12 protein-coding genes, 1 pseudogene and 2 riboswitches are annotated in these 19063 nt (G+C 64.6%); of the genes and pseudogenes, 8 read left to right on the forward strand and 5 right to left on the reverse strand.

The window, feature by feature from the left end; translation table 11 throughout:
- Window positions 1-39: 39 nt before the first annotated feature.
- The gene (gene cobN / locus J4D52_RS18365) at window positions 40-3813 is read right to left on the reverse strand and encodes a cobaltochelatase subunit CobN (RefSeq protein ID WP_102676909.1); all 3774 of its coding nucleotides are present in this window, start codon (window positions 3811-3813) and stop codon (window positions 40-42) included.
- Between the two features lie 3 nt (window positions 3814-3816).
- The gene (cobW, locus tag J4D52_RS18370) at window positions 3817-4884 is read right to left on the reverse strand and encodes a cobalamin biosynthesis protein CobW (protein ID WP_063431818.1); all 1068 of its coding nucleotides are present in this window, start codon (window positions 4882-4884) and stop codon (window positions 3817-3819) included.
- Window positions 4885-4979: 95 nt separating this feature from the next.
- Window positions 4980-5179: riboswitch (cobalamin riboswitch) on the reverse strand.
- Window positions 5180-5284: 105 nt separating this feature from the next.
- A riboswitch (cobalamin riboswitch) is annotated at window positions 5285-5507 on the forward strand.
- A 97-nt stretch (window positions 5508-5604) separates the two neighbouring features.
- On the opposite strand from cobW, the gene J4D52_RS18375 reads away from it, so the two are divergent.
- The 4 genes and pseudogenes from J4D52_RS18375 to cobM form a co-directional block, all read left to right on the forward strand.
- Window positions 5605-5793 carry a CbtB-domain containing protein gene (locus tag J4D52_RS18375; RefSeq protein WP_063431820.1) on the forward strand — a complete coding sequence of 63 codons (189 nt, stop codon included), beginning with the start codon at window positions 5605-5607 and terminating at the stop codon, window positions 5791-5793.
- Between the two features lie 11 nt (window positions 5794-5804).
- Entirely contained in the window at window positions 5805-6512 is a 708-nt protein-coding gene (locus tag J4D52_RS18380) for a CbtA family protein (RefSeq protein WP_102676908.1), read from the forward strand.
- On the forward strand, window positions 6509-6922 hold the full coding sequence (locus J4D52_RS18385) for a cobalamin biosynthesis protein (protein WP_102676907.1): 414 nt from the start codon (window positions 6509-6511) through the stop codon (window positions 6920-6922). The genes J4D52_RS18380 and J4D52_RS18385 overlap by 4 nt, the downstream gene beginning before the upstream one ends.
- Before the next feature lie 81 nt (window positions 6923-7003).
- Window positions 7004-7747 (forward strand): annotated as a pseudogene (gene cobM / locus J4D52_RS18390) (precorrin-4 C(11)-methyltransferase); the annotation flags it as partial.
- A gap of 150 nt (window positions 7748-7897) precedes the next feature.
- Here the strand turns inward: cobM and nfuA are convergent.
- Window positions 7898-8482 carry a Fe-S biogenesis protein NfuA gene (gene nfuA, locus J4D52_RS18395; RefSeq protein WP_007921862.1) on the reverse strand — a complete coding sequence of 195 codons (585 nt, stop codon included), beginning with the start codon at window positions 8480-8482 and terminating at the stop codon, window positions 7898-7900.
- 204 nt (window positions 8483-8686) lie between these two features.
- Window positions 8687-10978 (reverse strand): fatty acid cis/trans isomerase, encoded by a 2292-nt coding sequence (locus J4D52_RS18400; RefSeq protein ID WP_102676905.1) that lies wholly within the window; start codon window positions 10976-10978, stop codon window positions 8687-8689.
- Window positions 10979-11134: 156 nt separating this feature from the next.
- On the opposite strand from J4D52_RS18400, the gene metH reads away from it, so the two are divergent.
- Entirely contained in the window at window positions 11135-14845 is a 3711-nt protein-coding gene (gene metH, locus J4D52_RS18405) for a methionine synthase (RefSeq protein ID WP_102676904.1), read from the forward strand.
- A 106-nt stretch (window positions 14846-14951) separates the two neighbouring features.
- A complete protein-coding gene (locus J4D52_RS18410) occupies window positions 14952-15170 on the forward strand; it encodes a DUF2970 domain-containing protein (protein WP_007921856.1) in 219 nt (72 codons plus the stop codon).
- Between the two features lie 7 nt (window positions 15171-15177).
- On the opposite strand, the gene J4D52_RS18415 is transcribed toward J4D52_RS18410, so the two are convergent.
- The gene (locus J4D52_RS18415) at window positions 15178-16275 is read right to left on the reverse strand and encodes an ABC transporter substrate-binding protein (RefSeq protein ID WP_102676903.1); all 1098 of its coding nucleotides are present in this window, start codon (window positions 16273-16275) and stop codon (window positions 15178-15180) included.
- 498 nt (window positions 16276-16773) lie between these two features.
- Here J4D52_RS18415 and J4D52_RS18420 point away from each other — a divergent pair, with 498 nt between their 5' ends.
- Complete coding sequence (locus J4D52_RS18420) at window positions 16774-18432, forward strand: nitrite/sulfite reductase (protein WP_102676902.1); 1659 nt, start codon at window positions 16774-16776, stop codon at window positions 18430-18432.
- Window positions 18416-18910: a DUF934 domain-containing protein gene (locus tag J4D52_RS18425; RefSeq protein WP_009049671.1), complete on the forward strand. Its 495-nt coding sequence runs from the start codon at window positions 18416-18418 to the stop codon at window positions 18908-18910. The genes J4D52_RS18420 and J4D52_RS18425 overlap by 17 nt, the downstream gene beginning before the upstream one ends.
- The last annotated feature ends 153 nt before the right edge of the window (window positions 18911-19063 follow it).

Here is a 19063-nt window from a genome sequence, read left to right on the forward strand (position 1 = left end):
CTCCTACAGAAGGGCGGTGCTAAGCAGTCCTCGGGCGCGTCAGCCATCTTCTTCTATATCCAGCAACAGGTTTTCCAGGGCCTCGCGGTACTCGCCGGGCTCCTGCCACATACCGCGCTGCTGGGCCTCGAGCAGGCGCTCAGTCATATCGCGCAACGCATGGGGGTTGTGTTGCCGGATGAATTCGCGGGTCGCCGGGTCCAGCAGATAGGCGTCGGCCAGCAAAGCGTACTGGTGATCGTCGATCAGCTGGGTGGTGGCGTCGAAGGCGAACAGATTATCCAGGGTGGCGGCCATTTCAAAGGCGCCCTTGTAGCCATGGCGTTTCACCCCTTCGATCCACTTCGGGTTGGCCGCGCGGGAGCGGATCACCCGGTTCAGCTCTTCCTTGAGGCTGCGGATTTTCGGCAGGTCCGGCTGGCTGTGGTCACCATGGTAACTCGCGGCCTTGGCGCCACTGAGGCTTTCCACGGCAGCGAGCATGCCGCCCTGGAACTGGTAGTAGTCGTTGGAATCCAGCAGGTCGTGTTCGCGGTTGTCCTGGTTCTGCAGCACCGCCTGCACCTGGCTCAGGCGCTGGGCGAACTGGCCGCGGGCCGCGGTGCCTTCGTCGGAGCCACCATAGGCGTAACCGCCCCAGTTCAGGTAGACCTCGGCCAGGTCCTCGCGGCTCTGCCACAGGCGACCGTCGATAGCCCCCTGCACACCCGCGCCATAGGCACCGGGCTTGGCGCCGAAGATCCGCCAGCCGGCCTGGCGCCGCGCGGCCTCGGCATCCAGGCCGGACTGCAGCAGCGCTTCGCGCTCGGCGCGAACCTTGGCCGCCAGCGGGTTGAGGTCGTCCGGCTCGTCCAGCGCGGCCACCGCCTGCACGGCAGCGTCGAACAGACGGATCAGGTTGGCGAAGGCATCGCGGAAGAAACCGGACACCCGCAGGGTCACGTCCACCCGCGGGCGGTCCAGCAGGCTCAGAGGCAGGATCTCGAAATCGTCGACCCGCTGGCTGCCGGTGGCCCACACCGGGCGCACGCCCATCAGCGCCATGGCCTGGGCGATATCGTCGCCGCCGGTGCGCATGGTCGCCGTGCCCCACACCGACAGGCCGAGCTGGCGCAGGTGGTCGCCATGGTCCTGCAAGTGCCGTTCGAGGATCAGGTTGGCCGACTGGAAACCGATGCGCCAGGCGGTGGTGGTCGGCAGGTTGCGCACGTCCACCGAGTAGAAGTTGCGCCCGGTGGGCAGCACGTCCAGGCGCCCGCGGCTCGGTGCGCCGCTGGGCCCGGCCGGTACGAAACGTCCGCCCAGGGCATCCAGCAAGCCGCCCATCTCCGCCGGGCCGCAGGCATCCAGGCGCGGCGCCACCACCTCGCGCAGGTTGTCGATGATCGCCTTGACCTCGCTCCAGGCGGGCTCGTTCAGTTGCTCGACTTCGCCCGACAACGCGGCTTCGATCAACTGCCCGGCGAACAGCTCCAGGCGTTCGCGGGTATCGCCGGCGGTGCGCCACAGCTGCCCGCTGATGTCCTGCAAGAGCTGTGGCCGGCGCCCACTCCAGGGTTCGGCCAGGGCGCAATCCAGCGGATCGAACCCCAGCTCGAAGGCCTTGGCCAGGGCCCGCAACAGACTCGACTGCGCGCCCCGGCCATCGCCACGAGGAATGCGCAGCAAGGCCAGCAAGGTGTCGATGCGCAGACGCCCCACGGGCGACTCGCCGAACACATGCAGGCCGTCGCGGATCTGCGACTCCTTCAGGTCGCACAGGTAGGTATCCAGCCGTGGCAGCCAGAGCGCGGCGTCAGCCTCGCTATCGAGCTGCCCGTCCAGTTGCAGTTCGCGGTCGATCCGGGTCACCCGCACCAGCTTGAGAATGTCCTTCTGCAGCTCGCGGGCGCGACGCGGATCAAGCAGTTGCGCTTCGTAGTACTCGTCGGCCAGCAGCTCCAGGTCGCGCAGCGGGCCGTAGGTTTCGGCGCGGGTCAGTGGCGGCATCAGGTGGTCGATGATCACCGCCTGGGTCCGGCGCTTGGCCTGGGCGCCCTCGCCCGGGTCGTTGACGATAAACGGATAGATATTCGGCAACGGCCCCAGCAGCAGATCCGGCCAGCAGCTTTCGGACAGGCCGACGCCCTTGCCCGGCAGCCATTCCAGGTTGCCGTGCTTGCCGACATGGATCAGCCCGTGGGCGCCGTAGGTCTGGCGCAGCCAGAAGTAGAACGCCAGGTACGCGTGGGGCGGCACCAGGTCCGGGTCGTGATAGACCGCGCTCGGGTCGACCTGATAACCGCGCGCCGGCTGGATGCCAACGAAGGTCAGGCCAAAACGCAGGCCGGCGATCATCAGTCGCCCGCCACGGAACATCAGGTCGTTTTCCGGCCCGCCCCAGCGTTCGAGCACCGCCCGGCGGTTGGCTTCGGGCAGCGCGTCGAACATGGCCTGGTACTCGTCCAGCGCCAGGCTTTGCTGGCACGGGCGCAGGTCGAGGCTGTCCAGGTCGTTGCTGACCCCGCCGAGCAGTTGCTGGATCAGCGCCGTCCCGCTGTCCGGCAGCTCGACCGGCAGCGGATAACCCTGGGCCTGCAAGGCTCGCAGGATATTCAGCGCCGCCGCCGGCGTATCCAGGCCCACGCCGTTGCCGATGCGACCGTCGCGGGTCGGATAGTTGGCAAGAATCAGCGCGATGCGTTTTTCGCCATTGGGCAGCCGGGCCAGATCGACCCAACGCCGCGCCAGTTCGGCGACAAAATCCATGCGCTCGGGGGCGGAGCGGTAGCAGACCACATCCGACTGGCTGCGCTCGCTGCGCCAGGCCAGGTCCTTGAAGCTGATGGGCCGGCTGATGATGCGCCCGTCCAGTTCCGGCAAGGCAATGTGCATCGCCAGGTCCCGCGGGCCCAGGCCCTGCTCGCTGGCGCGCCAGCCGGGTTCGTTGTCCTGGGCGCAGATGGCCTGGATCACCGGAATATCGCGGCGGAACGGCCGCAGGTGCGGCGCCTCCGGGCTGGATTGGGCAAAACCGGTGGTGTTGAGGATCACCCCCGCCTGCACCTCATCCAGCAGCTCCTCGACCACCCTCAGGCAACCGGGTTCTTTCAGGCTGGCCAGGGCAATCGGCAGCGGGTTCAGGCCCGCCGCCTGCAAGCGCCGGCAGAACTCATCGATAAAGGCGGTGTTGGCCGCCTGCAAATGCGAGCGGTAGAACAGCAGCGCTGCCACCGGCTGGCCGGCCCGCCAGTCGGCTTGCCAATCGCTGAGGGCAGCGCTGCTGTTGTGCGGGTGGTAGATCGCCGTGCGCGGCAGGGTCTGCGGCTCGGACCAAGGGTAATCGCGCCCCAGCCAGCCGCTGGCGAGGCAGCGGTACAGGTTCAGCGCATTACCCATGCCGCCCTGGCGCAGGAAGTGCCAGAGGCGCTCGCGGTCGACGGCGGGTACCGTGCTCAGGTCGCTCAGCTCCGGGTCCGGGCGATCGTCGCCCGGCACCAGGATCAGCTGCACGCCACGTTGCGCCAGCTGCACCAGTTGCTCGATGCCATAACGCCAATAGGCGATGCCACCGTGCAGGGAAATCAGGATCACCTTGGCGTGGCGCAGCACCTGGTCGACATACAGGTCGACCGAGGCGTGGTTCTGCACCTGCATCGGGTTGGCCAGGCGAAAGCTCGGGTAGTCTTCCGGCAGTTGCTGCGCCGCTTCGGCCAGCAGCGCCAGGCTGGAGTCGCCGCTGCACAGGATCACCAGCTCGGCGGGGGTTTGTCCCAGGTCGGCAATGTTGTCATCCGACACGAAACCGCCGGGCTGGGTCCTGAGCAGGTGCATGGCTTACACGCTGAGGGCGGCGCGCAATTGCGCTTCGAGCAGGGTCGCGTCCAGTTCCTGGCCGATCAGCACCAGGCGCGTGGTACGGGCTTCGTCGGTGCCCCACTGGCGGTCGAAGTGCTTGTCGAAGCGGGTGCCCACGCCCTGGATCAACAGGCGCATCGGCTTGTTGGGGATCGCCGCGAAACCCTTGACCCGCAGGATGCCGTGCTGCACCACCAGTTGGGTCAGGGCGTCCAGCAGCAGGCTTTCGTCGGCCTGTGGCAGTTCGATGGAGATGGAATCGAAGGCGTCGTGATCGTGGTCATCATGGTCGTCGCCGTCGTGGTGATGGTCGTGGTGGCTGTGGCGGCCGTCGATGTGCTCTTCAGAACCCTTGCCCAGGCCCAGCAGCACGTCCAGCGGCAGGCGACCGCTGCTGGCTTCGATGACTTTCACCGCCGGCGGCAGTTCCTCGGCGACTTCCAGGCGCACCTTGGCCAGGTCTTCCGGGCTGATCAGGTCGGCCTTGTTGAGAATCACCAGATCGGCGCTGGACAGCTGGTCGGCGAACAGCTCATGCAGCGGCGACTCATGGTCGAGGTTCGGGTCGAGCTTGCGCTGGGCGTCCACCTGATCCGGGAAGGCGGCGAAGGTGCCAGCGGCCACGGCCGGGCTGTCGACCACGGTGATCACCGCATCGACGGTGCAGGCGCTGCGGATTTCCGGCCACTGGAAGGCCTGTACCAGGGGTTTTGGCAGGGCCAGGCCGGAGGTTTCGATGAGGATATGGTCGAGGTCGTCGCGACGGGCCACCAGCTCGCGCATCACCGGGAAGAACTCTTCCTGCACGGTACAGCACAGGCAGCCGTTGGCCAGCTCGTAGACGCGGCCGCTGGCCTCCTCCTCGGTGCAACCGATGGCGCACTGCTTGAGGATCTCGCCGTCGATGCCCAGCTCGCCGAACTCGTTGACGATCACCGCGATGCGGCGGCCCTGGGCGTTGTCCAGCATATGCCGCAGCAAGGTGGTTTTGCCCGAGCCGAGGAAGCCGGTAACGATGGTGACGGGAAGTTTGGCCAGTGTTTTCATCGGATGCCCTTTGGCAAGGTGGCGGGCATACGGGACGAGAACCGCGCAGGCAGGTGCACGGGAGAGTTCGCCACCGGATCACCCCGCCCGGTTGTAGTGAGAATCTGGTCCGAGGCAGGTCTCCTGGCTGACGGTGCGCCGGTCGTTGGACTGGCGAACGATGCGCCTTCCCGCCGCCTGGCAGTGGCCTTGCATCGTTCATCACCGTTTACAGTTGCGGGGGCAGCCGCGGCTTGGACCGCGTTCCCTTCTTAGCTTCGGCAGACGCCGAAGAACCTCGAGAGCGCAAGGCTACGCAGAGCTTGGGGGGCGGTCAATCTTCATGCGGCGCGAAGCCCGGCGAATCGTGCTCGAAAACGAGAACCCTTGGCAATTGACGCCCCTCCCTCGCCCATGCTCTCCTACACACCTTGTTACGGGTGCCCTTCACAGGGTGAAACGGGAAACCGGTGCGTCACAGGCCAAAAGCCTTGATCAGTCCGGTGCTGCCCCCGCAACGGTAAGCGAGCGAAGAATCAGATCCACTGTGCCAGCAGTCCGGCATGGGAAGGCGATTCTTGCAGGCGTGGCGCAAGCCCAGCCCCTCGCGAGCCCGGAGACCGGCCCGCTACACAGTCATAACAAACCCGCGGTGGGCGGGCGCTGTTAATTCCCCGCGAGCCCGTCTCGCGGGGTTTTGCTGCGCTCGATTCACCCGCTGACACACCAGAGGGAAGCGCCATGTCGATCATCAGCAGCACCAGCCATTCCAGCAGCACCACCGCCACCCTGAGCCAACGCCTGGTCGCCGCCATCGGCGCCTCGATCCTCGGTGCGTGCCTTGTGTATTTCGCCGGTTTCTCCCATATCGAAGCGGTGCACAACGCTGCTCACGATACCCGTCACAGCGCCGCCTTCCCTTGCCACTGAGACCTGCCGAGATGATCAAGCGTATCGCGCAAACCGCGGGTTTCACCGGGTTGCTGGCGGCCCTGTTGCTGACCCTGCTGCAAAGCTTCTGGGTCGCGCCGCTGATCCTGGAGGCGGAAACCTACGAGAAGGCCCCGGCCGCCCAGCATGAAGAAGTGCATGAGCACGCCGCCGGCACCGCCGCCCACAGCCACGACGCGGAAGCCTGGGAGCCGGAAGACGGCTGGCAGCGCGTGCTGTCCACCACTGGCGGCAACCTGGTGGTCGCCGTGGGCTTCGCCCTGATGCTCGCCGGCCTCTACACCCTGCGTGCGCCGAACCGTACTTCCCAGGGCCTGCTCTGGGGCCTGGCCGGTTATGCCACCTTCTGCCTGGCGCCGACCCTCGGCCTGCCGCCCGAACTGCCGGGTACCGCCGCCGCGGACCTGGCGCAACGGCAGATCTGGTGGGTCGGCACCGCCGCCTCCACCGCGGTCGGCATTGCCCTGGTCGTCTTCGCGCGCCACTGGCTGCTGAAAGTGCTGGGCGTGGCCATCCTCGCCGTGCCGCACCTCATCGGCGCACCGCAGCCGGAAGTGCATTCGATGCTCGCGCCGCAAGCACTGGAAGCGCAGTTCAAGATCGCTTCGCAGCTGACCAACGCCGCGTTCTGGCTGGCCCTGGGCCTGATCAGCGCCTGGCTGTTCCGCCGCAAGAGCGACGATCAGTACTCGGCATGACGGACTCCAGCACAGCGCCGACCCTGGTGGTCGGCCTGGGCTGCCAGCGGGGCTGCCCGGTGGAGACCTTGCGTGCCCTGCTCGACCAGACCCTGAGCACGCACCGCATCGACCTCGGGCAGATCAAGGCCCTGGCCAGCATCGACCTGAAACGCGAGGAACCCGGGCTGCTGGCCCTGGCCGCGCAATTGGGCCTGCCCCTGACCTGTTTCAGCAGCCGCCAGTTGACGCCTTATGTGCTGCAACTCAGCCATCGCTCGCAGATCGCCTACGAGCACACCGGCTGCTACGGGGTCGCCGAAAGTGCCGCCCTGGCCCTGGCCGAATACCTGGCCCAAGGCTCGGCGAAACTGCTTGTCCCGCGGCAGAAATACGCCCAGGCAACCCTCGCCTTGGCCTGCTGCGGGTAAATCTTCGATAATCCCCGCCTCTGATCATGAGCAATCTTCATCTGTGAGGTTGCCTCGCCCCTTTTTTCACAGGAGAACGCCATGACCGTCTTTTTTATCGGCGCAGGTCCCGGCGACCCGGAACTGATCACCGTCAAGGGCCAGCGGCTGATCCACAGTTGCCCGGTCATCATCTATGCCGGCTCCCTGGTGCCTGAAGCCGTGCTCCAGGGCCATAGCGCCGAACAGCTGGTCAACAGTGCCGAACTGCACCTGGAACAGATCATCGAGCTGATCAAGGATGCCCATGCCAAAGGCCAGGACGTGGCCCGGGTACACTCCGGCGACCCCAGCCTGTACGGCGCCATCGGCGAGCAGATTCGCTGCCTGCGCGAGCTGGGCATCCCCTTCGAGATCATCCCCGGCGTGACGGCCACCGCGGCCTGCGCGGCCTTGCTGGGGGCCGAGCTGACCCTGCCGGACGTCGCCCAGAGCCTGATCCTGACCCGTTATGCCGACAAGACTTCGATGCCCGCCGGTGAGTCATTCGCCAGCCTGGCCGCCCACGGCACCACCATGGCGATTCACCTGGGGGTCAACCATCTGCAGAAGATTGTCGCCGAGCTGCTGCCCCACTACGGCGCCGACTGCCCGATTGCCGTGGTGCACCGGGCGACCTGGCCGGATCAGGACTGGGTGCTGGGCACCCTGGCGGACATCGCTGAAAAGGTCCAGGCCAAGGGCTTTCGGCGCACGGCGCTGATCCTGGTGGGCCGGGTGCTGGCCACGGACAGCTTCAGCAAGTCGTCGTTGTATCGCGCGGGGCATGCGCATTTGTATCGACCTGAGGCCTTATCGCGAGCAAGCTCGCTCCTACAAAAGCATGCGCATTCCTCTGTAGGAGCGAAGCTTGCTCGCGATCCAGGCGCCACGGATTCACCGGCATAAAAAAACGGCGCTCACGGGGCGCCGTTTTTCATGTCCGCAGCGAACGCCTTAGTAGTAGGCGTTTTCTTTCTGCGTATGGTCGGTGACGTCACGCACACCCTTGAGCTCGGGAATGCGCTCGAGCAGGGTGCGCTCGATGCCTTCCTTCAAGGTCACGTCGGCCTGGCCGCAGCCTTGGCAACCACCACCGAACTGCAGCACGGCGATGCCGTCCTCGACCACATCGATCAGGCTGACCTGGCCGCCGTGGCTGGCCAGCCCCGGGTTGATCTCGGTTTGCAGGTAGTAGTTGATGCGCTCGTTGACCGGGCTGTCGGCATTGACCATCGGTACCTTGGCATTGGGCGCCTTGATGGTCAGCTGGCCGCCCATGCGGTCGGTGGCGTAGTCGACGACCGCGTCATCGAGGAAACCTTCGCTGAAGGCGTCGATGTAGGCGGTGAAGCTCTTCAGCCCCAGGGCTTTGTCTTCGGGTTTTTCTTCGCCCGGCTTGCAATAGGCGATGCAGGTCTCGGCGTACTGAGTCCCTGGCTGGGTGATAAAGATGCGGATGCCAATGCCCGGGGTGTTCTGCTTGGAGAGCAGATCAGCCAGATAATCGTGGGCGGCGTCGGTAATGGTAATAGCGGTCATGGAAATTCCTCGCAGGCGTGGGCGCAGTTTACGCCAATCGGCGTGCCGGACAAAGTCCTAGTATTTTTGTCGGGATAGACCTTGGTCGATAGGCCCGCGCTGCGTGGTCGACGCAACGCCTGGGATTTTTTTGCAAGGCTCTTCCGGGATGGGCCGGGCCGGAACCTGAGGGCTCCGGCCCGGAATTTCAAGGGCTTGGCGCCTTCAGAGGTTCTCGTAGCGGTTCATGTCCAGTACGCCCGCCTCTTTCGGATCGGTTTCCAGGATGTACTGGGTCTGGTCATGGAAGTACTGCCAGAACTGCGGATGGCTGCGACGGATCCCCCAGCGCTCGACGATTTTCTCGAAACGGTGGGCGTCCTTGGCGTTTTCCATCTCGGCCACGAACGCCGGCACTTGCTCGGCGGGAATATTGAACATGAAGTTCGGGTAGCTGCTGAGCACGCCCGGGTAGATGGTCAGGGTGTCCAGGCCCGGCTGGTAGCGCAGCGATTCGCCCAGCAGGAACGCCACGTTACTGTGGGCGCGGTTGCGCAACATGCTGTAGAACACCCGCTTGCCGCTTGGCGCCTGGATGCGCAGCATGGTGGCCTCCGGCAGCAGGTCGATGACCCGCATGCCGGCCGCCGGCCGCGAAACCAGGCTGCTGAGGGCCTGCTCGGCGTTCTGCAGGTCCGGGTCGATGTTTGGCCGCGAGCAGTAGGCGCCGTCGCAGCGGTTGATCGGATCGGGCCGCGCATTGAGGTCGCCGTAACGGCTCAACAGCTGGTTGGCGAAGTCGCGTTTCGGGTCCTTTTCGTCCAGGGTCAAGGCACTGGCCTTGTCGTCGTCGATGGACTCGTAGTCCAGCCACATCTTGAACTTGCCGCTGTTCTGGTACCAATCGTCGAGGAAGTCCTCGCGGGTGCCGGCGGGCATCAGGCGCAGGAAGTTCTGCTCGGCGCCGTTGCGGATCAGGTCGAAATACAGCCGGGTCTGCGCCTGGTGCGAGACGTTGCCGAACACGTCGAAGTTGACCGCCAACTGGTAGTAGGTGCGCTCCAGCAGCGGGTAGTCGAATAGCCACATCGTCTGTGGCACCTCACCGATCAGGCCCTTGGTCACCGAGGCGCTGTCGAAGTGGCGGAAGATGCTCAGCAGCGCGTTGTCGTTGCCCGCCCACAGGGTCGACCAGCTCGGCGCCGGGGCATTGGCGTAGGAGTCGCGACGCAGGACCTCGTATTCGTTGCGCTTGTCGCGGTAGGCCAGCCACAGGCTCAGCACACTGCCGACGTCGTCGTTCTGCCCGGGCATGGCCAGCAGCGGCGTGGCCTGGCCGCGATAGGCCGGGTCGGTGATGTAGAGGTCGTGTTCCGGGGCCTGGAACAGCGCCCAGAAGTTGTCGCGGATCACGTCGGTGGCGATCTGCCCGCGACACACCGGGCCACGGATAAAGGTGCGCACGAAGTACTCGGCGTTATCCAGCATGAACTGGTAGCGGGCCTTGGCCGGAATCGCCTCGAAGGTCTCGAACGGGTTGGCGCGACGGCCCGGGCCATAACCCGGCAGCGCGGTGACCTGATAATCGCCGCTGTAGAACAGGGTCTTGACCCGCGCCATCTTCGCCGCGCTCAGCGGGTAGGTGATGTGGGTCTTGTGCACGATCACCCCCTGCACCGGCCACAAGCGGTAATACACCTGGGTGCCCGGATCGTCGTTGGGCCGGCGGGTGTTGATCAGGTCGATCGGCTGGCCGCTCGGCGTGCGCGAGCGTACCCACTGGAAGAAATGCCCCGGCTCGCCGCCCTCGAAGTAGATATGGGCGAGGAACCAGTGCTCGAACAACCAGCGGGCCACCAGGCTTTCCCGGGCGCCCGGGGCATTGAGCAGGTTTTCCCATTGCAGCACCTGCATCGCTTCCTTGGTGCTCGGCGCCAGGCCCTGTTCGTCGATCGGCGCACCGGAGGCCAGCCAACGCTGCAAGGTCTGGTACTGCTGATCGGTCAGGCCGGTCACCGCCAGCGGCATACCTTCGCGCGGATGGGCCTTGGCATAACCGTCGAATTCGGCCGGTTGCGCGCACATGTTCTCGCGGTTCAGGCCCAGGACAATGTCCTCCGGCAGCTTGGCGTTGGGTTGCAACGGCGTCTTGTGGCCCAGCTCCAGCATGCGCGCCATCAGCGCCGCCTGGCTGCCCTGGGCGTCGAGCACCGAGTAGAAGCCCATGCCCTGCCAGGCGTGCTTGCCGGAGGCGTCGTAGAACAAGCGGGTCGGCGCCTGCGCCTTGCTGCGCTCGCCGTCGTACACCGGGATCTTCGAGGCGCCGCGGGCCGCGCCCTCGCCGCTGCCCAGGTTGAGCTGGCAGGCCGAGTCGTAGCAGGCATGGCAGGCCACGCATTTCTCGGTGAAGATCGGCTGGATATCGCGGGTGTAGGAGATCGCTGGCGCGGGACCCTGGGCGCTGGCGAACGAACTTAAAAGCAGCAGCACACTGCCGATGACAACGCGGTAAGACATATCCCTGGTCCAATCCATAAGAAAATCCGGCGATTCTACCGGGCCAGCACGGCGGCCAACATGAGCGATATTCATGCAAAACCGCCGCATGCTCTAAAAGCGCACAGGTTTGCTATGATCCTCGCCCTTCGTAATGGCCCTTCCAGGTAGTCTTTCATGTCCGATCGCAGCACGCGCCTCCAAGCCCTTCAGCAAGCCCTCAAAGAGCGCATCCTGATTCTCGACGGCGGCATGGGCACCATGATCCAGAGCTACAAGCTCGAGGAGCAGGACTACCGTGGCAAACGCTTCGCCGACTGGCCAAGCGACGTCAAGGGCAACAACGACCTGCTGGTGCTGACCCGTCCGGACGTGATCGGCGGCATCGAGAAAGCCTACCTGGATGCCGGCGCCGACATCCTCGAAACCAACACCTTCAACGCCACGCAGATTTCCATGGCCGACTATGGCATGGAAGCGCTGGTCTACGAGCTCAACGTCGAAGGCGCGCGCCTGGCGCGCAAGGTGGCCGACGCCAAGACCCTGGAGACCCCGGACAAGCCACGCTTCGTCGCCGGCGTGCTGGGCCCGACCAGCCGCACCTGCTCGCTGTCGCCGGACGTCAACAACCCCGGCTACCGCAACGTCACCTTCGATGAACTGGTGGAAAACTACACCGAGGCCACCAAGGGCCTGATCGAGGGCGGCGCCGACCTGATCCTGATCGAGACCATCTTCGACACCCTCAACGCCAAGGCGGCGATCTTCGCCGTGCAGGGCGTGTTCGAAGAGCTGGGCCTCGAACTGCCGATCATGATCTCTGGCACCATCACCGACGCCTCGGGCCGCACCCTGTCCGGGCAGACCACCGAAGCCTTCTGGAACTCGGTGGCCCACGCCAAGCCGATCTCGGTGGGCCTGAACTGCGCCCTCGGCGCCAGCGAACTGCGCCCCTACCTGGAAGAGCTGTCGAACAAGGCCAGCACCCACGTCTCCGCGCACCCCAACGCCGGCCTGCCCAACGAATTCGGCGAGTACGACGAACTGCCGGCGCAAACCGCCAAGGTCATCGAAGAATTCGCCCAGAGCGGCTTCCTGAACATCGTCGGCGGCTGCTGCGGCACCACCCCGGGGCATATCGAGGCCATCGCCAAGGCCGTCGCCGGTTATGCGCCGCGGCAGATCCCGGACATCCCCAAGGCCTGCCGCCTGTCGGGCCTGGAGCCGTTCACCATCGATCGCCAGTCGTTGTTCGTCAACGTCGGCGAGCGGACCAACATCACCGGTTCCGCCAAGTTCGCCCGCCTGATCCGTGAAGAGAACTACACCGAGGCCCTGGAAGTCGCCCTGCAGCAGGTCGAGGCCGGCGCCCAGGTGATCGACATCAACATGGACGAAGGCATGCTGGACTCGAAGAAGGCCATGGTGACCTTCCTCAACCTGATCGCCGGCGAGCCGGACATCTCCCGTGTGCCGATCATGATCGACTCCTCCAAGTGGGAAGTGATCGAAGCCGGCCTCAAGTGCATCCAGGGCAAGGGCATCGTCAACTCCATCAGCATGAAGGAAGGCGTCGAGCAGTTCATTCATCACGCCAAGCTGTGCAAGCGCTACGGCGCCGCCGTGGTGGTGATGGCCTTCGACGAAGCCGGCCAGGCCGACACCGAGGCGCGCAAGAAGGAAATCTGCAAACGCTCCTACGACATCCTGGTCAACGACGTCGGCTTCCCGCCGGAAGACATCATCTTCGACCCGAACATCTTCGCCGTGGCCACCGGCATCGAGGAACACAACAACTACGCGGTGGACTTCATCCACGCCTGTGCCTACATCCGCGACGAGCTGCCCTATGCGCTGAGTTCCGGCGGGGTGTCCAACGTGTCGTTCTCGTTCCGCGGCAACAACCCGGTACGCGAGGCGATCCACTCGGTGTTCCTGCTGTATGCGATCCGCAACGGCCTGACCATGGGCATCGTCAACGCCGGCCAGCTGGAGATCTACGACCAGATCCCGCAGGAGCTGCGCGACGCCGTGGAGGACGTGATCCTCAACCGCACCCCGGAAGGCACCGATGCCCTCCTCGCCATCGCCGACAAGTACAAGGGCGATGGCAGCGTCAAGGAAGCCGAGACCGAAGAGTGGCGCAACTGGGACGTCAACAAGCGTCTGGAGCACGCCCTGGTCAAAGGCATCACCACGCACATTGTCGAAGACACCGAAGAGTCGCGGTTGTCCTTCGCCCGCCCGATCGAAGTGATCGAAGGCCCGCTGATGGCCGGCATGAACATCGTCGGCGACCTGTTCGGCGCCGGCAAAATGTTCCTGCCCCAGGTGGTGAAGTCCGCCCGGGTGATGAAGCAGGCGGTGGCCCACCTGATTCCCTTTATCGAGCTGGAAAAAGGCGACAAGCCGCAAGCCAAGGGCAAGATCCTCATGGCCACGGTCAAGGGCGACGTGCACGACATCGGCAAGAACATCGTCGGCGTGGTCCTGGGCTGTAACGGCTACGACATCGTCGACCTCGGCGTGATGGTGCCGGCGGAGAAGATCCTGCAGGTGGCCAAGGAGCAGAAGTGCGACATCATCGGCCTGTCCGGCCTGATCACCCCGTCGCTGGACGAGATGGTCCACGTCGCCCGGGAAATGCAGCGCCAGGACTTCCACCTGCCGCTGATGATCGGTGGCGCCACCACCTCCAAGGCCCACACGGCGGTGAAGATCGAGCCCAAGTACAGCAATGACGCGGTGGTCTACGTCACCGACGCCTCGCGCGCCGTGGGCGTGGCCACCCAGTTGCTGTCCAAGGAACTCAAGGCCGGTTTCGTCGAGCGCACCCGCGAAGAGTACGTGGAAGTCCGCGAGCGCACCGCCAACCGCAGCGCCCGTACCGAGCGCCTGAGCTACCCGGCGGCCGTGGCCAAGAAACCGCAGTTCGACTGGAGCAGCTACCAGCCGACCGTGCCGACCTTCGCCGGGGCCAAGGTGCTGGACAATATCGATCTGCGGGTCCTGGCCGAATACATCGACTGGACGCCGTTCTTCATCTCCTGGGACCTGGCCGGCAAGTTCCCGCGCATCCTCCAGGACGAAGTGGTGGGCGAAGCCGCCACCGCGCTGTACAAGGACGCCCGGGAAATGCTCGACAAGCTGATCGACGAGAAGCTGATCAGCGCCCGCGCGGTGTTCGGCTTCTGGCCGGCCAACCAGGTGCAGGACGACGACCTGGAAGTCTATGGCGACGACGGCCAGCCCTTGGCCAAGCTGCACCACCTGCGCCAGCAGACCATCAAGACCGATGGCAAGCCGAACTTCTCCCTGGCCGACTTCGTCGCGCCCAAAGACAGCGGCGTGACCGACTACGTGGGCGGCTTCATCACCACCGCCGGCATCGGCGCCGAAGAAGTGGCCAAGGCCTATCAGGACAAAGGCGACGACTACAACTCGATCATGGTCAAGGCCCTGGCCGACCGCCTGGCCGAGGCCTGCGCCGAGTGGCTGCACCAGCAGGTGCGTAAAGACTACTGGGGCTACGCCAAGGACGAGCAACTGGACAACGAGGCGCTGATCAAGGAGCAGTACAGCGGTATCCGCCCTGCCCCGGGTTATCCGGCCTGCCCGGACCACACCGAGAAGAGCACCCTGTTCGCCCTGCTCGACCCCGAGGCATCCGAAGGCAAGGCCGGGCGCAGCGGCGTGTTCCTCACCGAACACTTCGCCATGTTCCCGGCGGCGGCGGTCAGCGGCTGGTACTTCGCCCACCCGCAGGCGCAGTACTTCGCCGTGGGCAAGATCGACAAGGACCAGGTCAACAGCTACAGCGCGCGCAAAGGCCAGGACCTGGCCGTGACCGAGCGCTGGCTGGCGCCGAACCTGGGCTACGACAACTAAAAGCCCAATGCACTTCACCCGCGGGAGCAGCCGGTTGGCGCTCCCGCAGGCTGGAGCAAGCGGTATTGTCTATGCTTTCCCCACACCCACTTGTGTCGAGGGATTTATGGACGACCCCATCAACGACAAGCCGCCGACCCTTTGGCAGATGCTGCAAAGCGTCGCCGCTGCCGCCTTTGGCGTGCAGAGCGGCAAGAACCGCAAGCGCGACTTCACCCACGGCAAGCCCAGCCATTTCGTGATCCTGGGCATTCTGTTCACCGCGGTGTTCGCCTTGACCCTTTTCGGTATCGTCAAGCTGGTAGTGCACCTGGCGGGGCTCTGAACGCCTGTCAGTGCAGTAACAGATTCAGCGAGAAGGGATAACGGTAGCCGGCCGGTTTGCCCTGGGCCGACAGCCCGCGGAAGTCCACGCCGTATTGCTGCGCACCCTGTAGATCCAGCAAACGTTGCGCCTGGACCTTGTCCAATAGCTGGAACACCTCCAGCTGCCAGTCCGGGCCGCCATGGGCCACAGGGTTCAGCCCCCGGGCGTCGTCATTGAGCACCACCATCGCCCAGCCCCCCAGGGTGAAGTGCCCGGCGATCAGGGCTGTCAGGCGCCCGTCGATCAGCGCCTGCAAGGCCTGCGGCGAGCTGTTCAGGGCACTGAACAGCACGTCCTTGCCTGGGCGCCGCCCCTGCTGCTCCAGCGCCTCCATCGCCCCCAGGGCCATCTCGTCGTTGGCCGACCAGATCAGTTGCGTCTGCGGGTAACGCTTGAGCAACTGCTGGGCCTGCTCAAAGGCGCGCTGGCGATTCCATTCGCCATACACCAGCTGGCGCAGCCGTACCTCCGGGTGCTCGGCCAGCGCCCGCTGCAGGCCCTGTTCACGGGATTGCGCCACCGGGGTGTTCTTCACCCCCGAGAACGCCAGCAAGTCGATGTACTGCCCTGGGGCTAACGGGCCGTGACGACGAATCAGCTCCTTGAGCATCAGATAGCCGGCTTCTTCGTCGTTGGCGATCATGCTGCCAATCCAGTCGGGATAACGGCTCTGGCGCTCACCGAGCAAGCGCTGCTGATCGGCGGTCAGCGCGTTGTTGACGACGAACAGCTTCACCCCGCTGCCCTGGGACAGGCGCAGGATCTCCGGCGCGACATATTGCTCGTTGACCACCACCAGATAGTCCGGCCGGTCCGGCCCCTGCAGGGCTTCCCGGGCCTGGCGGATGGTGGTTTGCGAATCGCGCTGCGAATAACGCACGCGCAGATCCAGGCCGAGGTCGTTGGCCGCGGCCTGCATGAACTGTGAATAACCGACCCAGAAGGCTTCGGTAGAATGGCCCGGGTTCAGAAACACCACCGAAGTGGCCTGGGCCACAGCCCAGAATGACCCGCTCAGTACCAGCGGCAGTATCAGCAGATACCTACCTAACACCTTCAACATTGCGACCAGAGCCCCGGAATATTGCCTTGCAGTATAACTGGCAAAATACTGGCCAATGTCGGCAAATTGTCATTTCCCAGAGACAATTCGGACTCTGTTCATCGCTCGACCGCAACTATTGATGACTGACCCAGAACACCGCCGTTCCCACGACCAGAATGATCAGGAAGAGAATGGCCCAAGCATCGACACTGCTGTCGCTTTTCCTTGCCTTGGTTGGATTGCTCATAGCATCGCCTCTTGTCGGTTTTATCGGTGACTGCACAAAGACTCGAGCACAGTTAAGTCGAGGATTGCCCTTACCACAAATGTGGGTTTGAACAGGCTGGATACCGTTAGTCGTTTTGGTTCTTTGCATATACTCAAACATCACTTTTGCGCATAACTGCAAACTGGTATCTTCGCCCGGCTCCGTTGGGAGTGCGCGGCCGTGCGCGCAGAATTTCTTGGGTGACATCCGCCTCTGCGTCACCTGATAAGCCTGAGAACAGGATCTATATGTACGTATACGACGAGTACGATCAGCGGATCATCGAGGACCGCGTCAAGCAGTTCCGTGATCAGACCCGGCGCTATCTGGCAGGCGAGCTGAGCGAAGAAGAATTCCGCCCTCTGCGCCTGCAGAATGGCCTCTATATCCAACGTTTTGCCCCGATGCTGCGGGTGGCGGTGCCTTATGGCCAGCTGACTTCGCGCCAAGCACGGATGATGGCCAGGATCGCTCGCGACTACGACAAGGGCTACGCCCACATCAGTACCCGGCAGAACGTGCAGTTCAACTGGCCGGCGCTGGAAGACATCCCGGACATCCTGGCTGAGCTGGCGACCGTGCAGATGCACGCCATCCAGACCAGCGGCAACTGCCTGCGCAACGTCACCACCGACCAGTTCGCCGGCGTCGCCGCGGACGAGCTGATCGACCCGCGCCCCTGGTGTGAAATCGTCCGTCAGTGGACCACCTTCCACCCTGAATTCGCCTACCTGCCGCGCAAGTTCAAGATCGCCATCAACGGTTCGACCGCGGACCGCGCGGCCATCGAAGTCCACGACATCGGCCTGGAGCCGGTGCACAACGCCGCTGGCGAGCTGGGCTTCCGGGTCCTGGTCGGTGGCGGCCTGGGCCGGACCCCGGTGGTCGGCGCCTTCATCAACGAGTTCCTGCCGTGGCAGGACCTGTTGAGCTACCTCGACGCCATCCTGCGGGTCTACAACCGCTATGGCCGACGTGACAACAAGTACAAGGCGCGGATCAAGATCCTGGTCAAGGCCCTGACCCCAGAGGTGTTCGCTGAGAAAGTCGAAGCGGAAATGACTTTCCTGCGCGGCGGCCAGACCACCCTGACCGACGCCGAAGTGCATCGCGTAGCCAAGCACTTCGTCGATCCGGACTACAAGGCCCTGGTCAACCAGGACGCCGAGCTGGCCGAGCTCGACCAGCAGCATCCGGGCTTCGCCCGCTGGCGCACGCGTAACACCCTGGCCCACAAGAAGCCGGGTTATGTCGCCGTGACCCTGTCGCTGAAGCCCACCGGCGTAGCCCCGGGCGACGTCACCGACAAACAGCTGGACGGCATCGCCGACCTGGCCGAGCGCTACAGCTTCGGCCAACTGCGCACCTCCCACGAGCAGAACGTGATTCTCGCCGACGTCGAGCAGAGCCAACTGTTCACCCTGTGGGGCGAGCTGCGCGAGCAAGGTTTCGCCACGCCGAACATCGGCCTGCTGACCGACATCATCTGCTGCCCGGGCGGCGACTTCTGCTCCCTGGCCAACGCCAAGTCGATTCCGATCGCCGAATCCATCCAGCGCCGTTTCGACGACCTGGACTACCTGTTCGACATCGGCGAGCTGGACCTGAACATCTCCGGGTGCATGAACGCCTGCGGCCACCACCACGTGGGCCACATCGGCATCCTCGGCGTGGACAAGAAAGGCGAAGAGTTCTATCAGGTATCCCTGGGTGGCAGCGCCAGCCGCGACGCCAGCCTGGGCAAGATCCTCGGCCCATCCTTCGCCCAGGACGACATGCCCGACGTGATCTCGAAGCTGATCGACGTGTACGTGGAACAACGTACCGAGGACGAGCGTTTCATCGACACCTACCAACGTATTGGCATCGACCTCTTCAAGGAGCGCGTCTATGCAGCGAATCATTAAGAACAACGAGGTCATCGACGAAACCTGGCACCTGCTGCCCAAGGACGCGACCCTCGACGGCATTTCCAACTGCGACGACCTGATCGTGCCGCTGGCCCTGTGGCGCGAGCACGCTCACGCCCTCAAGGCCCGCGACGGCGGCCTGGGCGTGTGGCTGGACAGCGATGAAGAAGCCGAAGAGATCGGCGATGACGTGCAGCACTTCCAGGTCATCGCCCTGAACTTCCCGGCCTTCACCGATGGCCGCAACTACTCCAACGCCCGCCTGCTGCGTGACCGTTACGGTTTCAAGGGTGAGCTGCGGGCAATCGGCGACATCTTGCGCGACCAGCTGTTCTACCTGCGCCGCTGCGGGTTCGATGCCTACGCCCTGCGCGCCGACAAGGACCCGTACGAAGCCCTGGAAAGCCTCAAGGACTTCTCCGTGACCTACCAGGCCGCTACCGACGAACCGCTGCCGCTGTTCCGTCGCCGCTAAGGCCCGCGCCAACAAAAAGCCCTGGACCGGGAAACCGGTTCAGGGCTTTTTTGTGCCTGCCATCTTTAACTTTAACGCGGTGCCCGCGATCGCGGGCAAGTCGGATCGCCGCCCGCTCGCTCCTACAGAAGAAACAGGTCCGCGTGGTGTCCC

Source organism: Pseudomonas sp. GW460-12-10-14-TSB1 (genome assembly GCF_017349775.1).
In the GTDB taxonomy this organism is placed as follows: domain Bacteria; phylum Pseudomonadota; class Gammaproteobacteria; order Pseudomonadales; family Pseudomonadaceae; genus Aquipseudomonas; species Aquipseudomonas piscium.